This is a genomic window from Rhodovulum kholense, assembly GCF_003053725.1.
GTDB classification, from domain to species: domain Bacteria; phylum Pseudomonadota; class Alphaproteobacteria; order Rhodobacterales; family Rhodobacteraceae; genus Rhodovulum; species Rhodovulum kholense.
On record NZ_QAYC01000001.1, the window covers coordinates 489,503 to 504,728 of the forward strand.

Genomic DNA, 15,226 nt, shown 5'->3' on the forward strand with positions numbered 1-15,226 from the left:
GTCTGTGCGGCGGCGGCGTGTCAGACCTTGCGCAGGGCCAGCACGGCGTTGAGCCCGCCAAAGGCGAAGGCGTTCGACAGAACCACATCGACCTCGGCCTCGCGGGCCTCGTTCGGCACGACGTCGAGCGCGCATTCCGGGTCGGGCTCTTCATAGCCCACGGTCGGCGGAATGATCCCCTCGCGGAGCGCCATGATGCAGGCCAGAAGCTCGACCGCGCCGGTGCCGCCGATCAGGTGGCCATGCATCGATTTGGTCGAGGACATCATCAGCCGGTCGGCATCGGCGCCGAAGACATCGGCCACCGCCGCGCATTCGGTCTTGTCATTGGCCGCGGTGCCGGTGCCATGGGCGTTGATATAGCCCACATCGCCGGGGGCGAGCCGCGCATCGCGCAGTGCCCCGGAAATCGCCCGGGCCGCGCCCTGGCGCGAGGGCATCACGATGTCGGAGGCATCCGAGGTCATGGCAAAGCCGATCACCTCGGCCAGGATCTCGGCGCCGCGGGCCCTGGCGTGGTCGTATTCCTCGAAGACGAAGACCGCCGCGCCCTCGCCCTGCACCATGCCGTTGCGGTTGGCGCTGAACGGACGGCAGGCGTCCTTCGACATGACCCTGAGGCCTTCCCAGGCCTTGATGCCGCCAAAGCACAACATGGATTCCGACCCGCCGGTGACCATCACCCGGGTCATGCCAGACCGGATCATCTGGAAGGCCTGCCCCATCGCGTGGTTCGACGAGGCGCAGGCCGTCGCCACGGTGAAGCTTGGCCCCTTCAGGTTGTAGGCCATCGAGACGTGGCTGGCGGCCGCGTTGTTCATCAGCTTGGGCACGACGAACGGATGGACGCGGTTCTTGCCCTCTTCGTAGACCGACCGGTAATTCTCGTCGAGCGTGTTCATGCCACCGCCCGAGGTGCCCAGCACGACCCCCGCCTCTTCCGACAGCTCGTCGGAAAAGGTCAGCCCCGCCTGCCCCACCGCCTGACGCGCGGCCAGCAGGGTGAACTGGGTGAACCGGTCGTAAAGCGCGATCTGCTGGCGATTGAAATGCGCCTCGGGGTCATAGCCCCGGACCTGACCGCCGATCCGGATCGACAGCCGGTCGAGGTCCTGAATGTCGATTTCACCGATGCCGCAGCGGCCCTCGCGGAAGGCCGCCAGCGTCTCGGGCACCGAATGGCCAAGCGCGTTGATCGTGCCCTGGCCGGTAATGACGACGCGCTTCATGCGTGCTTTTCGGCGACCAGGCTTTCGACGGCCGTCACGATGGCCGCCACCGAGGAAATGTCGAATTCGCTTTCGGTGGGTTCGTTGGCGTTGAAGGGCACCTGGATATCGAAGGCTTCCTCGATCGCGAAGATCGATTCGACCAGGCCGAGGCTGTCGATCCCCAGATCTTCCAGCGTCGACTCCATCTTCACGTCCGAAGGCTCCAGCACCGCCTGCTCGGCGATGATCTCGATGACCTTGTCCTTGACGTTCTCAGACATGAAAAGCCTTTCTGCCCCTGAATCAGCGTCGGTTTAGTCTCTCTGGGCGAGCTTTGAAACCGCTTTTTGCAGCTCTGCGACCTGCGCGAAAAGACGCGGCAACCGGCGCAGGCCCTTGTAGGCCTCGATATGGGTTTCCATCCGCATCGCGGGGTAGCCCAGCAGCACCCGTCCGGCCGGTGCGTTCGAAAAGATCTTGGTCGCCCCGCCCGCGATCACGTCGTCACCGACGAAGATGTTGTCGTTGACGCCGACCTGTCCGGCCAGCACCACGCGGTTGCCGATCCGGGCCGATCCGGCGACGCCGACCAGCCCGCACAGCAGGCAGTCCTCGCCGATCTGGCAGTTGTGGCCGATCTGCACGAGGTTGTCGATCTTGGTGCCCGACCCGACCTGCGTGTCGCGGATGGTGCCGCGGTCGATGGTCGAATTGGCGCCCAGCTCGACATCGTCGCCGATGGTGACCGATCCAAGCGAATGAATGCGGGTATAATGCTGCTGGCGCGACGCCCCGGCATCGCCCAGCGTCTCGCGCACCGCCTCGACTGCCGATTTCTCGGGCGTGACGAAGGAAAACCCGTCGCCGCCGACGGTGGCGCCGGGCTGGGCGATGAAACGGTCGCCGATCTTCACCCGGGCGCAGATGCGCACGCCGTACATCAGAAGCGCGTCGTCGCCGATCCGGACATCCTCGGCCACCACCGCATGCGCCGCGATCCGGGCATTGGCCCCGATCTGCGCCCGCGCGCCGATCACCGCATAAGGCCCGATCGCGGCCCCTGCCCCGATCATCGCGGTCGGATCGACGACGGCCGTCGGATGGATGCCCGGCGCGATCTCGGGGCCGGGGTCCATCATCCGGGTCAGCCCGGCCATCGCAAGCCGCGGGCGCGGCGCGAAGATCGCGGCCTTCAGCCCCATTGCCCGCCAGTCGGCCCCCGCCCAGAGCAGCGCCGCCTGGGCACCGCCCTCGGCCAGACCGCCCGCATATTTGGGGTCCATCGCCAGCGCCAGATCCTGCGCCCGTGCCGTCGCCGGTTCCGCCGCGCCGGTCACCCTGACGTCGAGATCGCCCTCGGCGGGGGCGCCGAGGGCGGTTGCGATCTCCTGGATCGTGAAGCTCATGATAGTCTCCTGCCCGTTGACCGGAGCGCCCCTCGCGGGCCGCCCCTGCCTGTTCTGGCCGGAGATCTAGCCCTGAACCTCGGGCAGCGCCACCCCGGCGGCCTGCAGCGCGTCGAAAATGGCGGCATCGCGCCCGTAGACATCGCGGCGGTACTGCATCCGGCCCTTGGGCTCGCCCATCGCGGTGCGGTAGATCAGGTGCACCGGCAGCGGGTGTTCCAGATCGACGCGGGTTTCCCGGCCGCTGTTCAGCTTGGCCGCGAAGAACCCCCTGGGATCGTCGGTCTGGGTCGCGAGCAGCGCATAGGCGAAGTCGTAGGGGTCGCCGAGCCGGATGCAGCCATGGCTGAAGGCCCGGGTCTCGCGGTTGAAGAGCGACTTCGAGGGCGTGTCGTGCAGATAGATGTTGTAGGGGTTCGGGAACATGAACTTCACCCGCCCCAGCGCATTGCCGTTCGAGGGCGGCTGCTTGAGGTCGAAGGGGAAGTTCGAGGCGGTATACTGGGTGAAATCGACCGCCGCGCGGGTGACCACGCGCCCGGCCCCGTCGACCAGCATCAGATGGCCCGCGGCATTGGGATTGTTCTTGAACTGCGGCAGGTATTCCTTGACCGCGATCGAGCGCGGCACGTTCCAGGTCGGGTTGACCACCATGTGATCCATCACGTCCGAGAATTCGGGCGTGCGGCGATCATGCGCGTTCTGGCCGACGACCGACCGGGTCTCGAACACGACCTCGCCCTTGTCGACGATCCGGGCATGGAAATCGGCGATGTTGACCAGCACGTGCTTGTCGCCGCGCACGTCGCCAAGCCAGCGTTCGCGCTCCATCGCGACGAGGACCGACCGCAGCCGGCGTTCCGGCGGCACGTCGAGCTCCTGCACGGTGCTGGGCCCGGCGATGCCATCGGCGCTGAGACCGTGGTCGAACTGGAACGCCTGCACCGCCTTCTGCAGCGTCGCGTCATAGGTCTGGGTCGCGGTGCGCGGCAGATAGCCCATCGCGATCAGCCGGTTCCTGAGCGCGATCACGCGCGGGCCGGACTGGCCGGGCTCGATCTTGCCGCCGCCGACCTCGGGGCCCCAGCCGCCTTCGGCGATCAGCCGTTCCAGGCGGATCTTCTCGCGCATCAGCCGGGCGTATTCCGGGCTTTGCGGCGACAGCCCCCGCAGATAGGCCAGCGGCGAGGGCGCCGTGGCCAGCCCCTCGATCAGCGCCGCGGGCGCGGGCCGGTCGACCTTGCGCTTGATCTCGGACAGCACGGCCCCGGGCGTCAGCACGCCCCGGCTGGCGTCATGGGCATAGTCCAGATACATCCGCATCGCCGCGACCTCGGCGCGGCCGATGGCGCGCTGGGTCCGGGCCTCGCGGAAGGTTTCGACCAGGCGGGCGGGATCGTAGCGCGCGGCCGGCAGGCCCTGTTCGGAGGCTTCGCCCAGCACTGTCAGAAGCGCGCTGCGCCGGGCCGCGGCATCGGCCGAGGTCCAGAACGGGGCATAGTCCCGGTCCCGATAAAACGCGGCAATGGCATCGTTTTGCACCGCAGCCGCGGCCACCGCCTGTTTGAAAGCTGTCAGTTCCGTCTCGGCATGGGCCGGGGCCGCAAGCCCGAAGCAAGCAGCAACGAGACCGGCAAGGGCGGCCCCGCGGAGGTGGGACAAAGGCATTAAGTCATTCCCGTTCAGATAGTTCCAGTCGCGCGAACGGAACCAACAATCGGTCAATTGCCGCCCGCTGTCCACTGCTATTAGACACCGTTGCGTCAACGTCCGGTTAACCGCGGCGGTTCCGCCCCATCGGAGCGAAATGGCCGAGAACGCTCGTAAAGTGAGCAAGATCTTGCCGTTTTTGGGTATCTCGGGCGGCCCCGGCGAATCCAATCTTGGCCCGGTCTCCGAGTTGTGAGATAGGGTGGCAGGGCGCCGGAGACGGGCTCGATCAAAAAAAACGCCGCGAAAACGCGGCATTGGATCGACTGGGGCAGGCGGAGAAAACATGACGACACCCAAATACTGCTTGACGCGCCGTGGCGTGCTGGCGGCGTTCGCGGCGACGACCGTGGCGGCCGCACCCACCTATTCGAACGCCTTCGGGCTGATCCGAGGTGCCGGCGATGTCCGACGCGTCCGGATGTATTCCGGCCGGACCGGCGAAAACATCGACACGGTCTACTGGATCGACGGCGAGTACATCGGCGAGGTCGTGAAGGAGATCAACCATTTCATGCGCGACTGGCGCACGGATTCGGCGATCTCGATGGACCTGCGCAATCTCGACATCCTCGCGGCCGCGCACAGCCTGATGGACGTTCACGAACCCTACATGCTGCTGTCGGGCTATCGTACCCCCGAGACCAACGCGATGCTGCGCTCGCGCTCGTCGGGCGTGGCCAAGAATTCGCTGCACATGAAGGGTCAGGCCGCCGATATCCGGCTGAAAAGCCGGTCGGTCGACCAGATCGCGCGTGCCGCCAGCGCCTGCCATGCGGGCGGCGTCGGGCGCTATTCGCGCTCGGACTTCGTGCACATGGATTGCGGTCCGGTGCGCAGCTGGGGCCGCTGAGGCCTCGCACGGCATGACCTGTCGGACTACGGGCGCCCGATCCGGACGCCCGGGACGAGGATGCGGCCAGTACGGCCGCCGGATGCGGTTCGGGCGTTCCGCAATCCGGGCGATGCACCAGAAGGGTGCCCCTTTCGCCCCAAGGGCTGTGCTTGCCGACCCGGCCATTGCGCCCGTCCCTGTCCTTCCCAACGCTGTCCCGGCCCGGCCGGTTCTGTCTCAACGCAGACCGCCCCGTCCGGTTCCCGAGTCGTCCCGCCGTCCCCGATCCGGTCCCCGTGCGGACCGCGGCCCGGTCGCGGACCGTCCCGGTTGGCCTCCGGTCCGGGGGCGAGGCAGAGGGTCGCAGCCCGGCGCCGGGTGGAAAAGCCGTTCCATATGTGATGTCTATGGAGCAGCGGTGGGCGCTGACACAAAAGTTTCAAATGACTTTCACCTTGCCGGTCCGCTAACGGACGGCGCGTTGGCGGCCTGGCGCCGCCGGTATTCTGATCCCGAAAGGAGATGTCGATGAAGATTGCGGTTCTTGGCGGCGATGGGTTCTGCGGCTGGCCGACCTCGCTGCACCTGTCCAACCTCGGTCACGAGATTCACATCATCGACAACCTCAGCCGGCGCTGGATCGACACCGAGCTGGGCGTGCAGTCGCTGACGCCGATGGACTCGATCCAGGAACGCTGCCGGATCTGGAAGGAAGTCTCAGGCGAGAAGATCCATTTCCACCTGATCGACCTCGCCAAGGAATATTACCGGCTGCGCGACTGGCTGTCGGAAAACCGCCCCGATGCGGTGATCCATTTCGCCGAACAGCGCGCTGCGCCCTATTCGATGATCTCGGACCGTCACAAGATCTACACCGTCGACAACAACATCAACGCCACCCATAACCTGCTGGTGGCGATGGTCGAGACCGGGCTTGACGCGCATCTGGTGCACCTGGGCACGATGGGCGTCTATGGCTATTCGACGGTCGGCGCGCCGATCCCCGAGGGCTATCTGGATGTCTCGATCGACACGCCCGATGGGTCGAAGGAAATGGAGATCCTCTATCCGACGCGGCCCGGCTCGGTCTATCACATGACCAAGTCGCTCGATCAGATCCTGTTCCAGTTCTACGCCCAGAACGACGGCGTTCGGGTCACCGACCTGCATCAGGGCATCGTCTGGGGCACCAACACCGACCAGACCCGGCGTCACCCGCAGCTGGTCAACCGGTTCGATTATGACGGCGATTACGGCACGGTGCTGAACCGCTTCCTGGCCCAGGCCGCCATCGGCTATCCGCTGACCGTGCATGGCACCGGCGGGCAGACCCGTGCCTTCATCCACATCCAGGACACCGTGCGCTGCATCGAGCTGGCGCTGAAGGACGCGCCCGCCAAGGGCGACCGGGTGAAGATCTTCAACCAGATGACTGAAACCCACCGGGTCCGCGATCTGGCCGAGCTGGTGGCCAAGATGACCGGCGCCAGGATCGCCTACCTGCCGAACCCCCGCAAGGAAGCCGCCGAGAACGAGCTGATCGTGAAGAACGACAACTTCCTCGGCCTCGGGCTCGACCCGATCACCCTGCAGGAGGGCCTTCTGGAAGAGGTCGTCGAGATCGCGAAGAAATTCGCCCACCGGGTCGACCGCAAGCGCGTGCCCTGCGTCTCGGCCTGGACCCGCGATCTGGCCAGCCGGGTCGAGCGTGACCCGGAAGGCAAGCGGCTGAAATCGGTCTCGTGAGCGACGGTCTGAGGTCCGCACGGGGCGCAGGGGCACGGCATGCCTATGTGACGCTGGTCACCAACGCGGATTTCGCGTTGGGGGCCCGGGCTTTGATACGCTCTCTGAAACGGACGGACGGACGGGCCTCGGATATCTGCGTGCTGCATACCGGCGGCGTGGCCGAGGCGGATCTCGCGCCCCTTTCCGATCTGGGCGCGCGGCTGGTCGAAACCGACCTGCTGCCGACCTCGGACGCCTTCAACGCCGCCCATACCCGCGACAAGCTGCACCGGGACGCGCCCTTCACCAAGGGCACCAAGCCCGCCTTTCACACGCCGCTCGACAATTTCTGCAAACTCCGGCTCTGGCAGCTCGATTACGAGCGGGTGATCTTTCTCGATGCCGACACACTGGTGCTGCAACCGATCGACCGGCTGTTCGACTATCCCGAGCTGTGCGCCGCGCCGAATGTCTATGAAAGCCTGGCCGATTTCCGGCGGATGAATTCGGGCGTCTTCACCGCCCGGCCCCACGCCCAGACCTTCGAGAAGATGCTTCCGCTTCTCGACGCTCCCGGTGCGTTCTGGCGACGAACCGACCAGACCTTCCTGCAGGAGTTCTTCCCGGGCTGGCACGGGCTGCCGGTCTTCGACAACATGCTGCAATATGTCTGGTTCAACCTGCCAGAACTCTGGTCCTGGCCAGACATCCGCGTGCTGCATTTCCAGTATGAAAAACCCTGGCAGGACCACGACAAGGCCGACCGCCTCAAACCGCTGATCGATCTCTGGCGCGCCCATGCGGATGGCAGCGAGATCCCCGACACCACCGCCCTGCCCGGACCCGCCGCATCATGACCCTGGCCGTCACCGGCGCCACCGGCCTTGTCGGGCGCTTCTTTGTCGAAGAGGCACTGGCCCGGGGCGAGCCTGTCACGATCCTCGGCCGCACGCCGCCGCCGCCGGGCTTCTTCTCGGCCCCGACCGGGTTTCGGCCCTACGCGCTGGGCGACCGCCCCGACCTCTCGGGTCTCGACGCGCTCGTTCATTGCGCCTTTTCCCATCTGCCCGGCCGCTATCGGGGCGGCGAGGGCAGCGATCCGACGGGCTTCACCGCCGCCAATCTCGACGGCTCGATCGCGCTTTTCGAAACGGCGCGCGCGGCCGGGCTCAGCCACATCGTCTTTCTCTCAAGCCGCGCCGTCTATGGCCGTTACCCGCCCGGCACCGCGCTGACCGAAACGCTGACGCCCTATCCCGACACGCTGTATGGCGAAGTGAAGGCCCGCGCCGAAACCGCGCTCCTGTCGCTTGCCACCGACAGCTTCGCCCCGGTCGCCCTGCGCGCCACCGGCGTCTACGGACCCGCCGCCCACGGCCGCGCCCATAAATGGCAGACGCTCTTCGACGATTTCCGCCAGGGCCACCCCATCGCGCCCCGCCGCGGCACCGAGGTCCATGGCACCGACCTTGCCGCCGCCGCCCGGCTCTTGCGCAACGCGGGCGCGCGCGGGGTCTTCAACGTCTCGGACATCCTGCTCGACCGCCACGACCTGCTGGCGCTGCTCGCCGAGGCCGAGGGCATCCCCCATCCGCTGCCGCCCCGCTCGGACGCGGCCGTCAGCGCCATGCGCTGCGACCGCCTGGCGGCCTTCGGCTGGACGCCCGGCGGGCTCGCCCGGCTCAAGGCAACCATCCCTGCGCTTTGCCGCCCCTGCCCGGCCGACTGATCCCCCAGACCCGGCCCGCCTTTTCTTCTTGGCAAAAATACCCATGACACGGACGGCCATCCCGCCCCGCCGCCCGGGGATGGATCCCCGGGGCTGCGTTCCTACATATTCCTTAAACCGTCATCAGTGAGGATTTCCGAACCATGATCGACATTACCGAAGAAACCGTCGAGGGCCTTCTCGAGATCCGGGCGACCGGACGCGTCACCGAACAGGATTACGAAACCGTCCTGATCCCCGCCGTCACAAGGGCGCGCGACTGGGGCGTGCCGGTGCGGCTTCTCTACCAGATCGGCCCCGATTTCGACGGCTATTCCCCGGGCGCACTGCTGGCCGATGCCCGGCTGGGGCTGAGACACTGGCGCGGCTTCGAGAAGATCGCCGTCGTCACCGACAATGACAAGATCGAGGCCGGGGTCCGGATGTTCGGCTTTACCCTGCCCTGCCCGGTCCGCACCTTCGATCTCGACAAGCGCGACGAGGCGCGGCTCTGGCTGCGCGAATCCCTCGGGGCGCTGCATATCGAGGAAATCGGCGAGGACGCGCTCGAGGTGCAGCTGATCGGCCGGCTCGACAGTGCCTCCTACAAGGCCCGCACCCCCGATCTCGACGCCTATGGCGCGGCCCATGAGCGCTATCGCCTTATGGTGGACCTGCGCCGCTTCGAGGGCTGGCAGGGTCCGGCGGCGGTGGGCGAGCATCTGGGCCTGATCCGCCATCACCGCCGCCAGCCCTACCGGATCGCGGTGGTCGGCGACAAGTCGTGGATGAAGCTTGCGGAAACCGTGCTGCCGATGGTGCTGGACGCCAAGACCAAGTATTTCGACGAGGACGACTATCCCGCCGCCCGGGCCTGGCTGCTGGCCTGACCGGCCCATCCCTCGCGCCCCCCGGCCCGCTGCCGGAGGGCGCTTCGCCGCCCTTGCCGGTCCGGCGCCGCTCCCCCCCTTTGCCCAATCGCCGCACCGCCTGCGCGCGGGACTCGACCTGACAGGCGCGTTCACGCATTATCGGAAAGGTGGTAAGAGGGATACGGCATCACCCATGTACGATGCATTCTTCGGGCTGGCGCACCGACCGTTCGGGGTCGCGCCATGCGAGGGGTCCGTGCATTGGACCGACCCGCACTGGCATGATTTCGAACGCCTCCGGCTGGCGCTGATCGACGGCGCGCCGCTGGCGCTGGTGCTGGGCGATACCGGCACCGGCAAGACCACCTTCTTGCGCGCGCTGCTGCGCGACGAGACGCTGGCCGACATCTTCCGCCCGGCCTTCCAGACCAACCCCACCGGCGACGGTCCTGCGCTCCTGCGCTGGATCCTCTCGGCCTTCGGCGCCGAGGCGGGCGCGGCCGATCTCGATACGCTGCTGGCCCGGGTCGAAACCGTGTTGGCCGACATCCGCGCCGCCGGGCGACTGCCGCTTCTGGCCATCGACGAGGCCCAGGGTCTCTCGGAGGCCGGGCTTGAGATGCTCGACCGGGTGGCGCATCCCGACCGGGGCCACGGCGCGGCGTTTCAGGTGGTGTTGGCCGGACTGCCCGATCTCGAACCGCACCTGTCCCAGACCCGCCCGTCCTTCCTGAGCCTCGCCGAGGACAGCGTGGTCCGGCTGAAACCGATGACCGCGGCCGAGACCGCCGATTATATCCGCACCCGGATCGCGGCGGCCGGAGGTTCTGCCGAGACGCTGCTGGATGCCGATGCCATGGCGCTGATCCATGGCCAGGCCCAGGGCGTCCGGCGCCTGGTCAACGTGCTGTGCGACCGCTGCCTGAACGCAGCCTTCGTCGCGCGCCAGCCCCGGCCCGATGCGGCGCTGGTGCGCAGCGTGCTGGCAGACTGGACCGACCCGTCCGGCGCCGACAGCTGCGTCTTCGAGACGCCCGAGACGGACCGGCCGCAGGCGATGCCCCGTCCCGCGTCCCGTCCCGCGCCCCATGCCGCCCGCCCGGCGGGCCCCGCGCCGACGCCGACCGGGGCTTACCCCGACGCGTCCCCTGACGCGGCTTTCGCGGATCGGCCCGGCCCCGTGCCCGAGGCCGGTCCCATGGCCGAGGCGACCGCGGCAAGCCCGCCAAGCCTGCCCGACACGATCCAGTTTCATCTCCCGTCCGACCCCGCACCGTTCCCGGCAGCAACGGCCGCGCCGATGACGGACCGGATCTCGGAGGAGCCGTCCCCCGCCCCCCTCGCCGCACCGCCCGCCGCAGGCCCGGTCGCCCCGGCCAGCAGGCGCGGCCGGGGGGGACGTGCCATCGCCGCCCTTGCCGGGGCCGGGATCGGCCTTGCTGCAAGCCTGGGCGCGCTGGCGCTTCTGACCGGTCCGGCGCGCGATCCGGTCGCGGAGCCCGGCACCGCCGAACCGCGACTGGCCGCGTCGGGTCAGGGTGCGGGCATCGGACCCGACGGCGCCCTTGCGCCTCTGTCCGACCGGCTGACCGAGGCCCGCGCCGCCGCCGGGGCCGCCGAAGCCGAGGCCCGCGCGGCCTCGCGGCGGCTCGACGATACCCGGGCCCGGCTCGCGGCCGCCGAGAGCCGCCTTGCCGCGACCCGGACCGAGCTTGACGCCATCGAAGCGCGGCTTCGGGCCGCCAGTGCCGAGGCCGGCACGGCCGAGATCCGCCGCGACACCGCCCGGTCCGAGGCCGCGCGCGCCGAAGCCGGTCTGGCCGGGCTGCGCGACCGGATCGCCGAGGCCGAGCTGCGGCTTGCCGCGCTGACCCGGCGGATCGACGAAACCGGGGCCGAGCCGCTGATCGGCCTGTCGGCCACCGCCGCCACGCGTCCGGCCGCGAAGCCCCCGGCCGTGACGCTGGCCGCCGCAGCCGTTCCGCCCGTCACGCTGCACGCAGCCCCGCCCGATCCCCGCGCCGCACAGCGCCTCTATCGGCAGGCTCTGGCCAGCACCGACCTGCTCGACATCGCCATCGCCTATTCCCGCGCCGCGGTGAACGGTCAGGCGCGCGCGGCCTATTATCTGGGCCAGATCTACGAGGTCGGCGACGGCGTGGCCCGCGACCTCGGCACGGCGCGGCAATGGTACATGACGGCCTCGGTCGAGGTCGCGGCCGCCCGGGTGCGGCTGGCCGACCTGCCCGAGCGTCCGGCCGATCCGGACCGCGCCCAGGCCTGGCCGCTGGCCTCGGCCCTGTCCGAGGGCGTGGCCGAACTGGTCTGGCAGGGAAGCGGGCCCTTCGTCGTCGAACTGGCGGCCGAGCCGGGGCCGCCCTCGGCGGTCTTCGCAACGCCGCTGACCGCCGCCCGGATCGCCCTGCCCTACCGGCCCGCGCTGGCCTGGTGGCGGGTGCGGGCGGGCACCGCCGCCCCGACCGAATGGCAGCCGCTGGCCCCCGAATAGCCCTTTCCCGGATGCAGGGGCCGCGAAGGCAGAGCCTCAGCAGCCCCCGATGGCGTCGCAGATCCGGCGGCGATAGGTCGCGTTCGCGGCACTCATCGCCGGTTCGGCCGCAGGGGCCGTGTTGCGCGTGCAGGGCAGCGTGAATTCCGGATCGAGCCCCATGTTCACGCAGGCCCCGACCTCCCAGCCGGGCGGAATGTCGGTCAAATCGACCTGCGTCCATTTCGGATGGCCGGTCTCTTTCAGCTCGGCGAACTTCGCCAGCACCAGATGCGAGATGCTGCGCACCGCATCGCAGCTGGCGCGGTGATAGCCGTTCTTGCCGATCTGGTATTCATAGGTCATCAGCACCGCCTTGACCGCCACCGCCTCGACCGGGTCGCTCTGGAAGGGATAGGTGTCAGCGGCAATGGTGGCGGGCGTATAGACCGCCTGCAGCACCGGATCGGTCAGCGCCAGCAGATGGAAGCGGTCGGCGGAAATCCTGGGGTCCTGGAACAGCTTGGTGGGCGCGCCCGCCACATAGAAGAAGGCGTCGATCTCGCCCGCCAGCAACTGGCGCAGCGACTCGTCGGGGCCGATGGTCACGCGCTCGGCCGCGACCTCGGTCAGGTCGAGCACCAGCGTCGCGGTGACATAGGTGCCGCTGTCCTCGACCCCCACCGCGACCCGCTTGCCCGCCAGATCGGCGAGGCTGCCGATATTGGACCGGGCCAGCAGGTGAACCTCTTCATTGTAAAGCGGAAAGGCGATCCGCACCCCGGCGATGGTCCGGGCAATTTCGGGATCGTTCGAGGCATAAGTCCGCAGGTATTCCAGAACGTCGCTCTGGACGATGCCGAACTGGGTAAAGCTGCGCTGCCGCACGCCGACGAAGTTTTCCAGCGAGCCCGCGCTTTCGCGCACGTTGAGCGTGAGGCCGCATTCCCCGGCGATGCGGGCGATGTCGCGGCCGAACTGGATATAGGTGCCGGTCGGTCCGCCGGTCAGGATGTTCTTCTCGAACTGCTGGGCAAAGGCGGGACCGGCGGCAACAAGGCCCGCCAGAGCAAGCGCGGTCAGAACCCCGACGCGCAGGGCGAAAATGGCGCGGCGGGACCGTTGGAAAAGGGACATTCTCAAACACTCCTCTGCGCGGGCGGCAGGCGCTAGCACCGGCCGAGACCGCGGATCAGCGAAACGAGCGTCTGGCGGTTGATCCCGCCGAACACGGTGCGAAGCGCGTCGGGCGCGCACATGCCTTCGCCCAGCAGCCGCTCCAGCTCGGTACGTTCGGCCGGGCTGGCCTCCTGCAGGCCCGGGGCCGCAGCCACTGCCCGGGTGACGGCCTCGCCCGAGGGCGCGGGACCCGCGCGATAGGCCGGCCGTGCGCCCGGGGCGGGCGGCGCCGGGGCCATGACGGCCGCGGCCTGAACCTCGGCGCTGGATGCGGCGGTGCCGGATTCGGACGCATCCGGAAGCATCCGGCGTGCGGCTTCGATATCGGCGGCAAGCTGGGTCGCGCGGGCCTCGAGCACGGCGACCCGGGCCTCGGCAGCCTGCTCGCGTTCCTCGGCCATCGCCCGCGCCTCTTCGACAAGGGTCGCCGCCCGGGCGCGGCCGTCTGCCATCGCAGTGTCGGCCTCGGTCCGGGCCGTCTCGGCCTCGGACCGGGCCTGATCGCGCATCCGCGTGGCCGCTTCGGTTTCCTGCCGCAGCCGATCGAGCGTCGTGCGCGCTTTGGCGATCTCGGCCTGCAGCGCCTCATTCTCTGCCCCGGACTCGCCGACCCGCTTTGCCATTTCGGCGGCCTCGGCTTCGGCGGCCTCGGCGATCCCGCGCGCCGCCTCGGCCCGGTCGCGCGCCTCGGCCTCGGCCGCCGCCGCCTCGTCAAGCGCGGTCTCGATCCCGGTCAGGCGGCCCTTCGCCTCTTCGGCCCCGGCCTCGGCCTGCCGGCGCGCGGCCTCGGCGGCGTCGGCCGCCGCTGCGGCCTCGCGGGCCGCGGCTTCGGCGGCGGAAAGTTCCGACCGTCTCGCCTCAAGCGCCGCCCCGGCCTCGGCGATCCGGTCTTCGGTCGCGGCGAGTGCCGCCCGGGCCGCCGCCATCCGGTCCTCGATGTCCTTCAGCGCGGCCTTGGCGGCCTCGGTCCCGGCCCGGGCGCTGTCGGCCTTCTGGGACGCGGCCTCGGCTTCGGCAAGCCGGGGGGCCAGATCCTCGATCTTCTGGCGGGTGGCGGCCAGCAGCGCCTCCGCCGCCGCCTGCTCGGCCTCGGCGCGCTCTGCCGCGGCCCTGGCGTCGTCGCGACGGGCGGCCGCGCCTCGATCGTCCTCGGCCAGCGCCGCTTCGGCCTCGGCCCTGGACGCCGCCGCCGCCTCTGCCTCGGCCCGGGCGGCGGCCGCCGCCTCGCCAAGTTCGGCCGCCTCGCGCCGCGCCGTTTCGGCCTCTGCGCTCAGCCGGTCCAGTTCGGCCCGGGTTTCGGCCGCCTGGCTTTCCGCCGCTTCGGCCGCCGCGGTGGCCGTTTCCGCCCTGGCTTCCAGCGCCTCAAGACCGGCCGCCGCCTCGGCCCGGGCGGTTTCCAGCCCTGCCGTCTCGGCGTCCAGACGGTCGCGCTCGGCCGCGAGATCGGCCAGTGCGGCCCGTGCCGCCGCAACCTCCTTGCTCAGATCGGCCAGCTCGGCCTTCTGTGCATCTGCTGCCGCGAGGCGGTCCTCGATCTCGGCCTGACGGGCGGTCATGTCCTCCAGCCGCGCCTCGGCTTCCGCAAGCGCGTTCAGCGCCGTCCGAAGCCGGTCCTGCGTGCCCTCGAGCACCGCCTCGGCCTGGGCGCTTTCTTCGGACAGCGCCGCGATGATGCGCCGGTAAGAGGCCGCCTGCTGCGACAGATCCTGCACGTCCTCAGCGGTCAGTTCAGGGCCGGTCGGCGCCGCCTGCTGGCAGATCCCTCCCGTGCCCGATACGGACAGCACAGCCGCCGTCGCGGCCAGCCAAGCGTAGCGCATCCGTCCCTCGCCTCGTCAAAGCGGTCCCCCCGGACCGGATGACGCAAGTGTGACCTGACCTATGCGTCAAGGCAAGGGTCGTGCCGGTCCGGTCCGCCGCAACCGCGCCACGCAGCCTGGCGCCTGCGCGGGATCGGTCGAATTTTCGGGGATTTCCGGAGCGACGTTAAGCTTGTGCAAAACCCGCTGCCGCAGGATCGCGGCCGGGAACAAAAGTCGAACCTTTCATGCTGCGCCCCTGCTCTTTCCGCGCCCTCGCGCCCGATCTG

At 69.2% G+C, this 15,226-nt stretch carries 12 protein-coding genes; 6 read left to right on the forward strand and 6 right to left on the reverse strand.

Going from position 1 to position 15,226, the window contains the following annotated elements:
- Positions 1 to 20: 20 nt before the first annotated feature.
- The 4 genes from C8N38_RS02270 to C8N38_RS02285 form a co-directional block, all read right to left on the reverse strand.
- Positions 21 to 1,229 (reverse strand): beta-ketoacyl-[acyl-carrier-protein] synthase family protein, encoded by a 1,209-nt coding sequence (locus tag C8N38_RS02270; protein ID WP_108023488.1) that lies wholly within the window; start codon positions 1,227 to 1,229, stop codon positions 21 to 23.
- On the reverse strand, positions 1,226 to 1,492 hold the full coding sequence (locus tag C8N38_RS02275) for an acyl carrier protein (RefSeq protein ID WP_075786013.1): 267 nt from the start codon (positions 1,490 to 1,492) through the stop codon (positions 1,226 to 1,228). The genes C8N38_RS02270 and C8N38_RS02275 overlap by 4 nt, the downstream gene beginning before the upstream one ends.
- Before the next feature lie 33 nt (positions 1,493 to 1,525).
- Complete coding sequence (lpxD, locus tag C8N38_RS02280) at positions 1,526 to 2,617, reverse strand: UDP-3-O-(3-hydroxymyristoyl)glucosamine N-acyltransferase (protein WP_108023490.1); 1,092 nt, start codon at positions 2,615 to 2,617, stop codon at positions 1,526 to 1,528.
- A gap of 66 nt (positions 2,618 to 2,683) precedes the next feature.
- Positions 2,684 to 4,285 carry a L,D-transpeptidase family protein gene (locus C8N38_RS02285; RefSeq protein ID WP_108023492.1) on the reverse strand — a complete coding sequence of 534 codons (1,602 nt, stop codon included), beginning with the start codon at positions 4,283 to 4,285 and terminating at the stop codon, positions 2,684 to 2,686.
- A gap of 328 nt (positions 4,286 to 4,613) precedes the next feature.
- On the opposite strand from C8N38_RS02285, the gene mepK reads away from it, so the two are divergent.
- The 6 genes from mepK to C8N38_RS02315 all read left to right on the forward strand — a co-directional run bounded on the left by mepK (position 4,614) and on the right by C8N38_RS02315 (position 11,979).
- Positions 4,614 to 5,180, forward strand: coding sequence for a peptidoglycan L,D-endopeptidase MepK (gene mepK, locus C8N38_RS02290; RefSeq protein WP_108023494.1), 567 nt, complete (start codon positions 4,614 to 4,616; stop codon positions 5,178 to 5,180).
- Between the two features lie 510 nt (positions 5,181 to 5,690).
- A complete protein-coding gene (locus tag C8N38_RS02295) occupies positions 5,691 to 6,908 on the forward strand; it encodes an NAD-dependent epimerase/dehydratase family protein (RefSeq protein WP_108023717.1) in 1,218 nt (405 codons plus the stop codon).
- An 8-nt stretch (positions 6,909 to 6,916) separates the two neighbouring features.
- Positions 6,917 to 7,747 (forward strand): glycosyltransferase, encoded by an 831-nt coding sequence (locus C8N38_RS02300; RefSeq protein ID WP_425440008.1) that lies wholly within the window; start codon positions 6,917 to 6,919, stop codon positions 7,745 to 7,747.
- Complete coding sequence (locus C8N38_RS02305) at positions 7,744 to 8,619, forward strand: NAD-dependent epimerase/dehydratase family protein (RefSeq protein ID WP_108023498.1); 876 nt, start codon at positions 7,744 to 7,746, stop codon at positions 8,617 to 8,619. Before C8N38_RS02300 ends, C8N38_RS02305 begins: the two co-directional genes overlap by 4 nt.
- Positions 8,620 to 8,762: 143 nt before the next feature.
- A complete protein-coding gene (locus tag C8N38_RS02310) occupies positions 8,763 to 9,488 on the forward strand; it encodes a SpoIIAA family protein (protein WP_108023500.1) in 726 nt (241 codons plus the stop codon).
- 175 nt (positions 9,489 to 9,663) lie between these two features.
- A complete protein-coding gene (locus tag C8N38_RS02315; protein WP_108023502.1) occupies positions 9,664 to 11,979 on the forward strand; it encodes an AAA family ATPase in 2,316 nt (771 codons plus the stop codon).
- Positions 11,980 to 12,015: 36 nt separating this feature from the next.
- On the opposite strand, the gene C8N38_RS02320 is transcribed toward C8N38_RS02315, so the two are convergent.
- Both C8N38_RS02320 and C8N38_RS02325 read right to left on the reverse strand, forming a co-directional pair.
- A complete protein-coding gene (locus C8N38_RS02320) occupies positions 12,016 to 13,095 on the reverse strand; it encodes a TAXI family TRAP transporter solute-binding subunit (protein ID WP_108023504.1) in 1,080 nt (359 codons plus the stop codon).
- Positions 13,096 to 13,127: 32 nt separating this feature from the next.
- Complete coding sequence (locus tag C8N38_RS02325) at positions 13,128 to 14,957, reverse strand: coiled-coil domain-containing protein (protein WP_108023506.1); 1,830 nt, start codon at positions 14,955 to 14,957, stop codon at positions 13,128 to 13,130.
- Positions 14,958 to 15,226 lie beyond the last annotated feature (269 nt).

Bases quoted from the DNA above. Each gene is read 5' to 3' on its own strand.
- C8N38_RS02270 (WP_108023488.1), bottom strand. From the start codon at position 1,229: ATGAAGCGCGTCGTCATTACCGGCCAGGGCACGATCAACGCGCTTGGC.
- C8N38_RS02310 (WP_108023500.1), top strand. From the start codon at position 8,763: ATGATCGACATTACCGAAGAAACCGTCGAGGGCCTTCTCGAGATCCGG.
- lpxD (WP_108023490.1), bottom strand. From the start codon at position 2,617: ATGAGCTTCACGATCCAGGAGATCGCAACCGCCCTCGGCGCCCCCGCC.
- C8N38_RS02315 (WP_108023502.1), top strand. From the start codon at position 9,664: ATGTACGATGCATTCTTCGGGCTGGCGCACCGACCGTTCGGGGTCGCG.
- C8N38_RS02305 (WP_108023498.1), top strand. From the start codon at position 7,744: ATGACCCTGGCCGTCACCGGCGCCACCGGCCTTGTCGGGCGCTTCTTT.
- C8N38_RS02295 (WP_108023717.1), top strand. From the start codon at position 5,691: ATGAAGATTGCGGTTCTTGGCGGCGATGGGTTCTGCGGCTGGCCGACC.
- mepK (WP_108023494.1), top strand. From the start codon at position 4,614: ATGACGACACCCAAATACTGCTTGACGCGCCGTGGCGTGCTGGCGGCG.
- C8N38_RS02320 (WP_108023504.1), bottom strand. From the start codon at position 13,095: ATGTCCCTTTTCCAACGGTCCCGCCGCGCCATTTTCGCCCTGCGCGTC.
- C8N38_RS02285 (WP_108023492.1), bottom strand. From the start codon at position 4,285: ATGCCTTTGTCCCACCTCCGCGGGGCCGCCCTTGCCGGTCTCGTTGCT.
- C8N38_RS02275 (WP_075786013.1), bottom strand. From the start codon at position 1,492: ATGTCTGAGAACGTCAAGGACAAGGTCATCGAGATCATCGCCGAGCAG.
- C8N38_RS02325 (WP_108023506.1), bottom strand. From the start codon at position 14,957: ATGCGCTACGCTTGGCTGGCCGCGACGGCGGCTGTGCTGTCCGTATCG.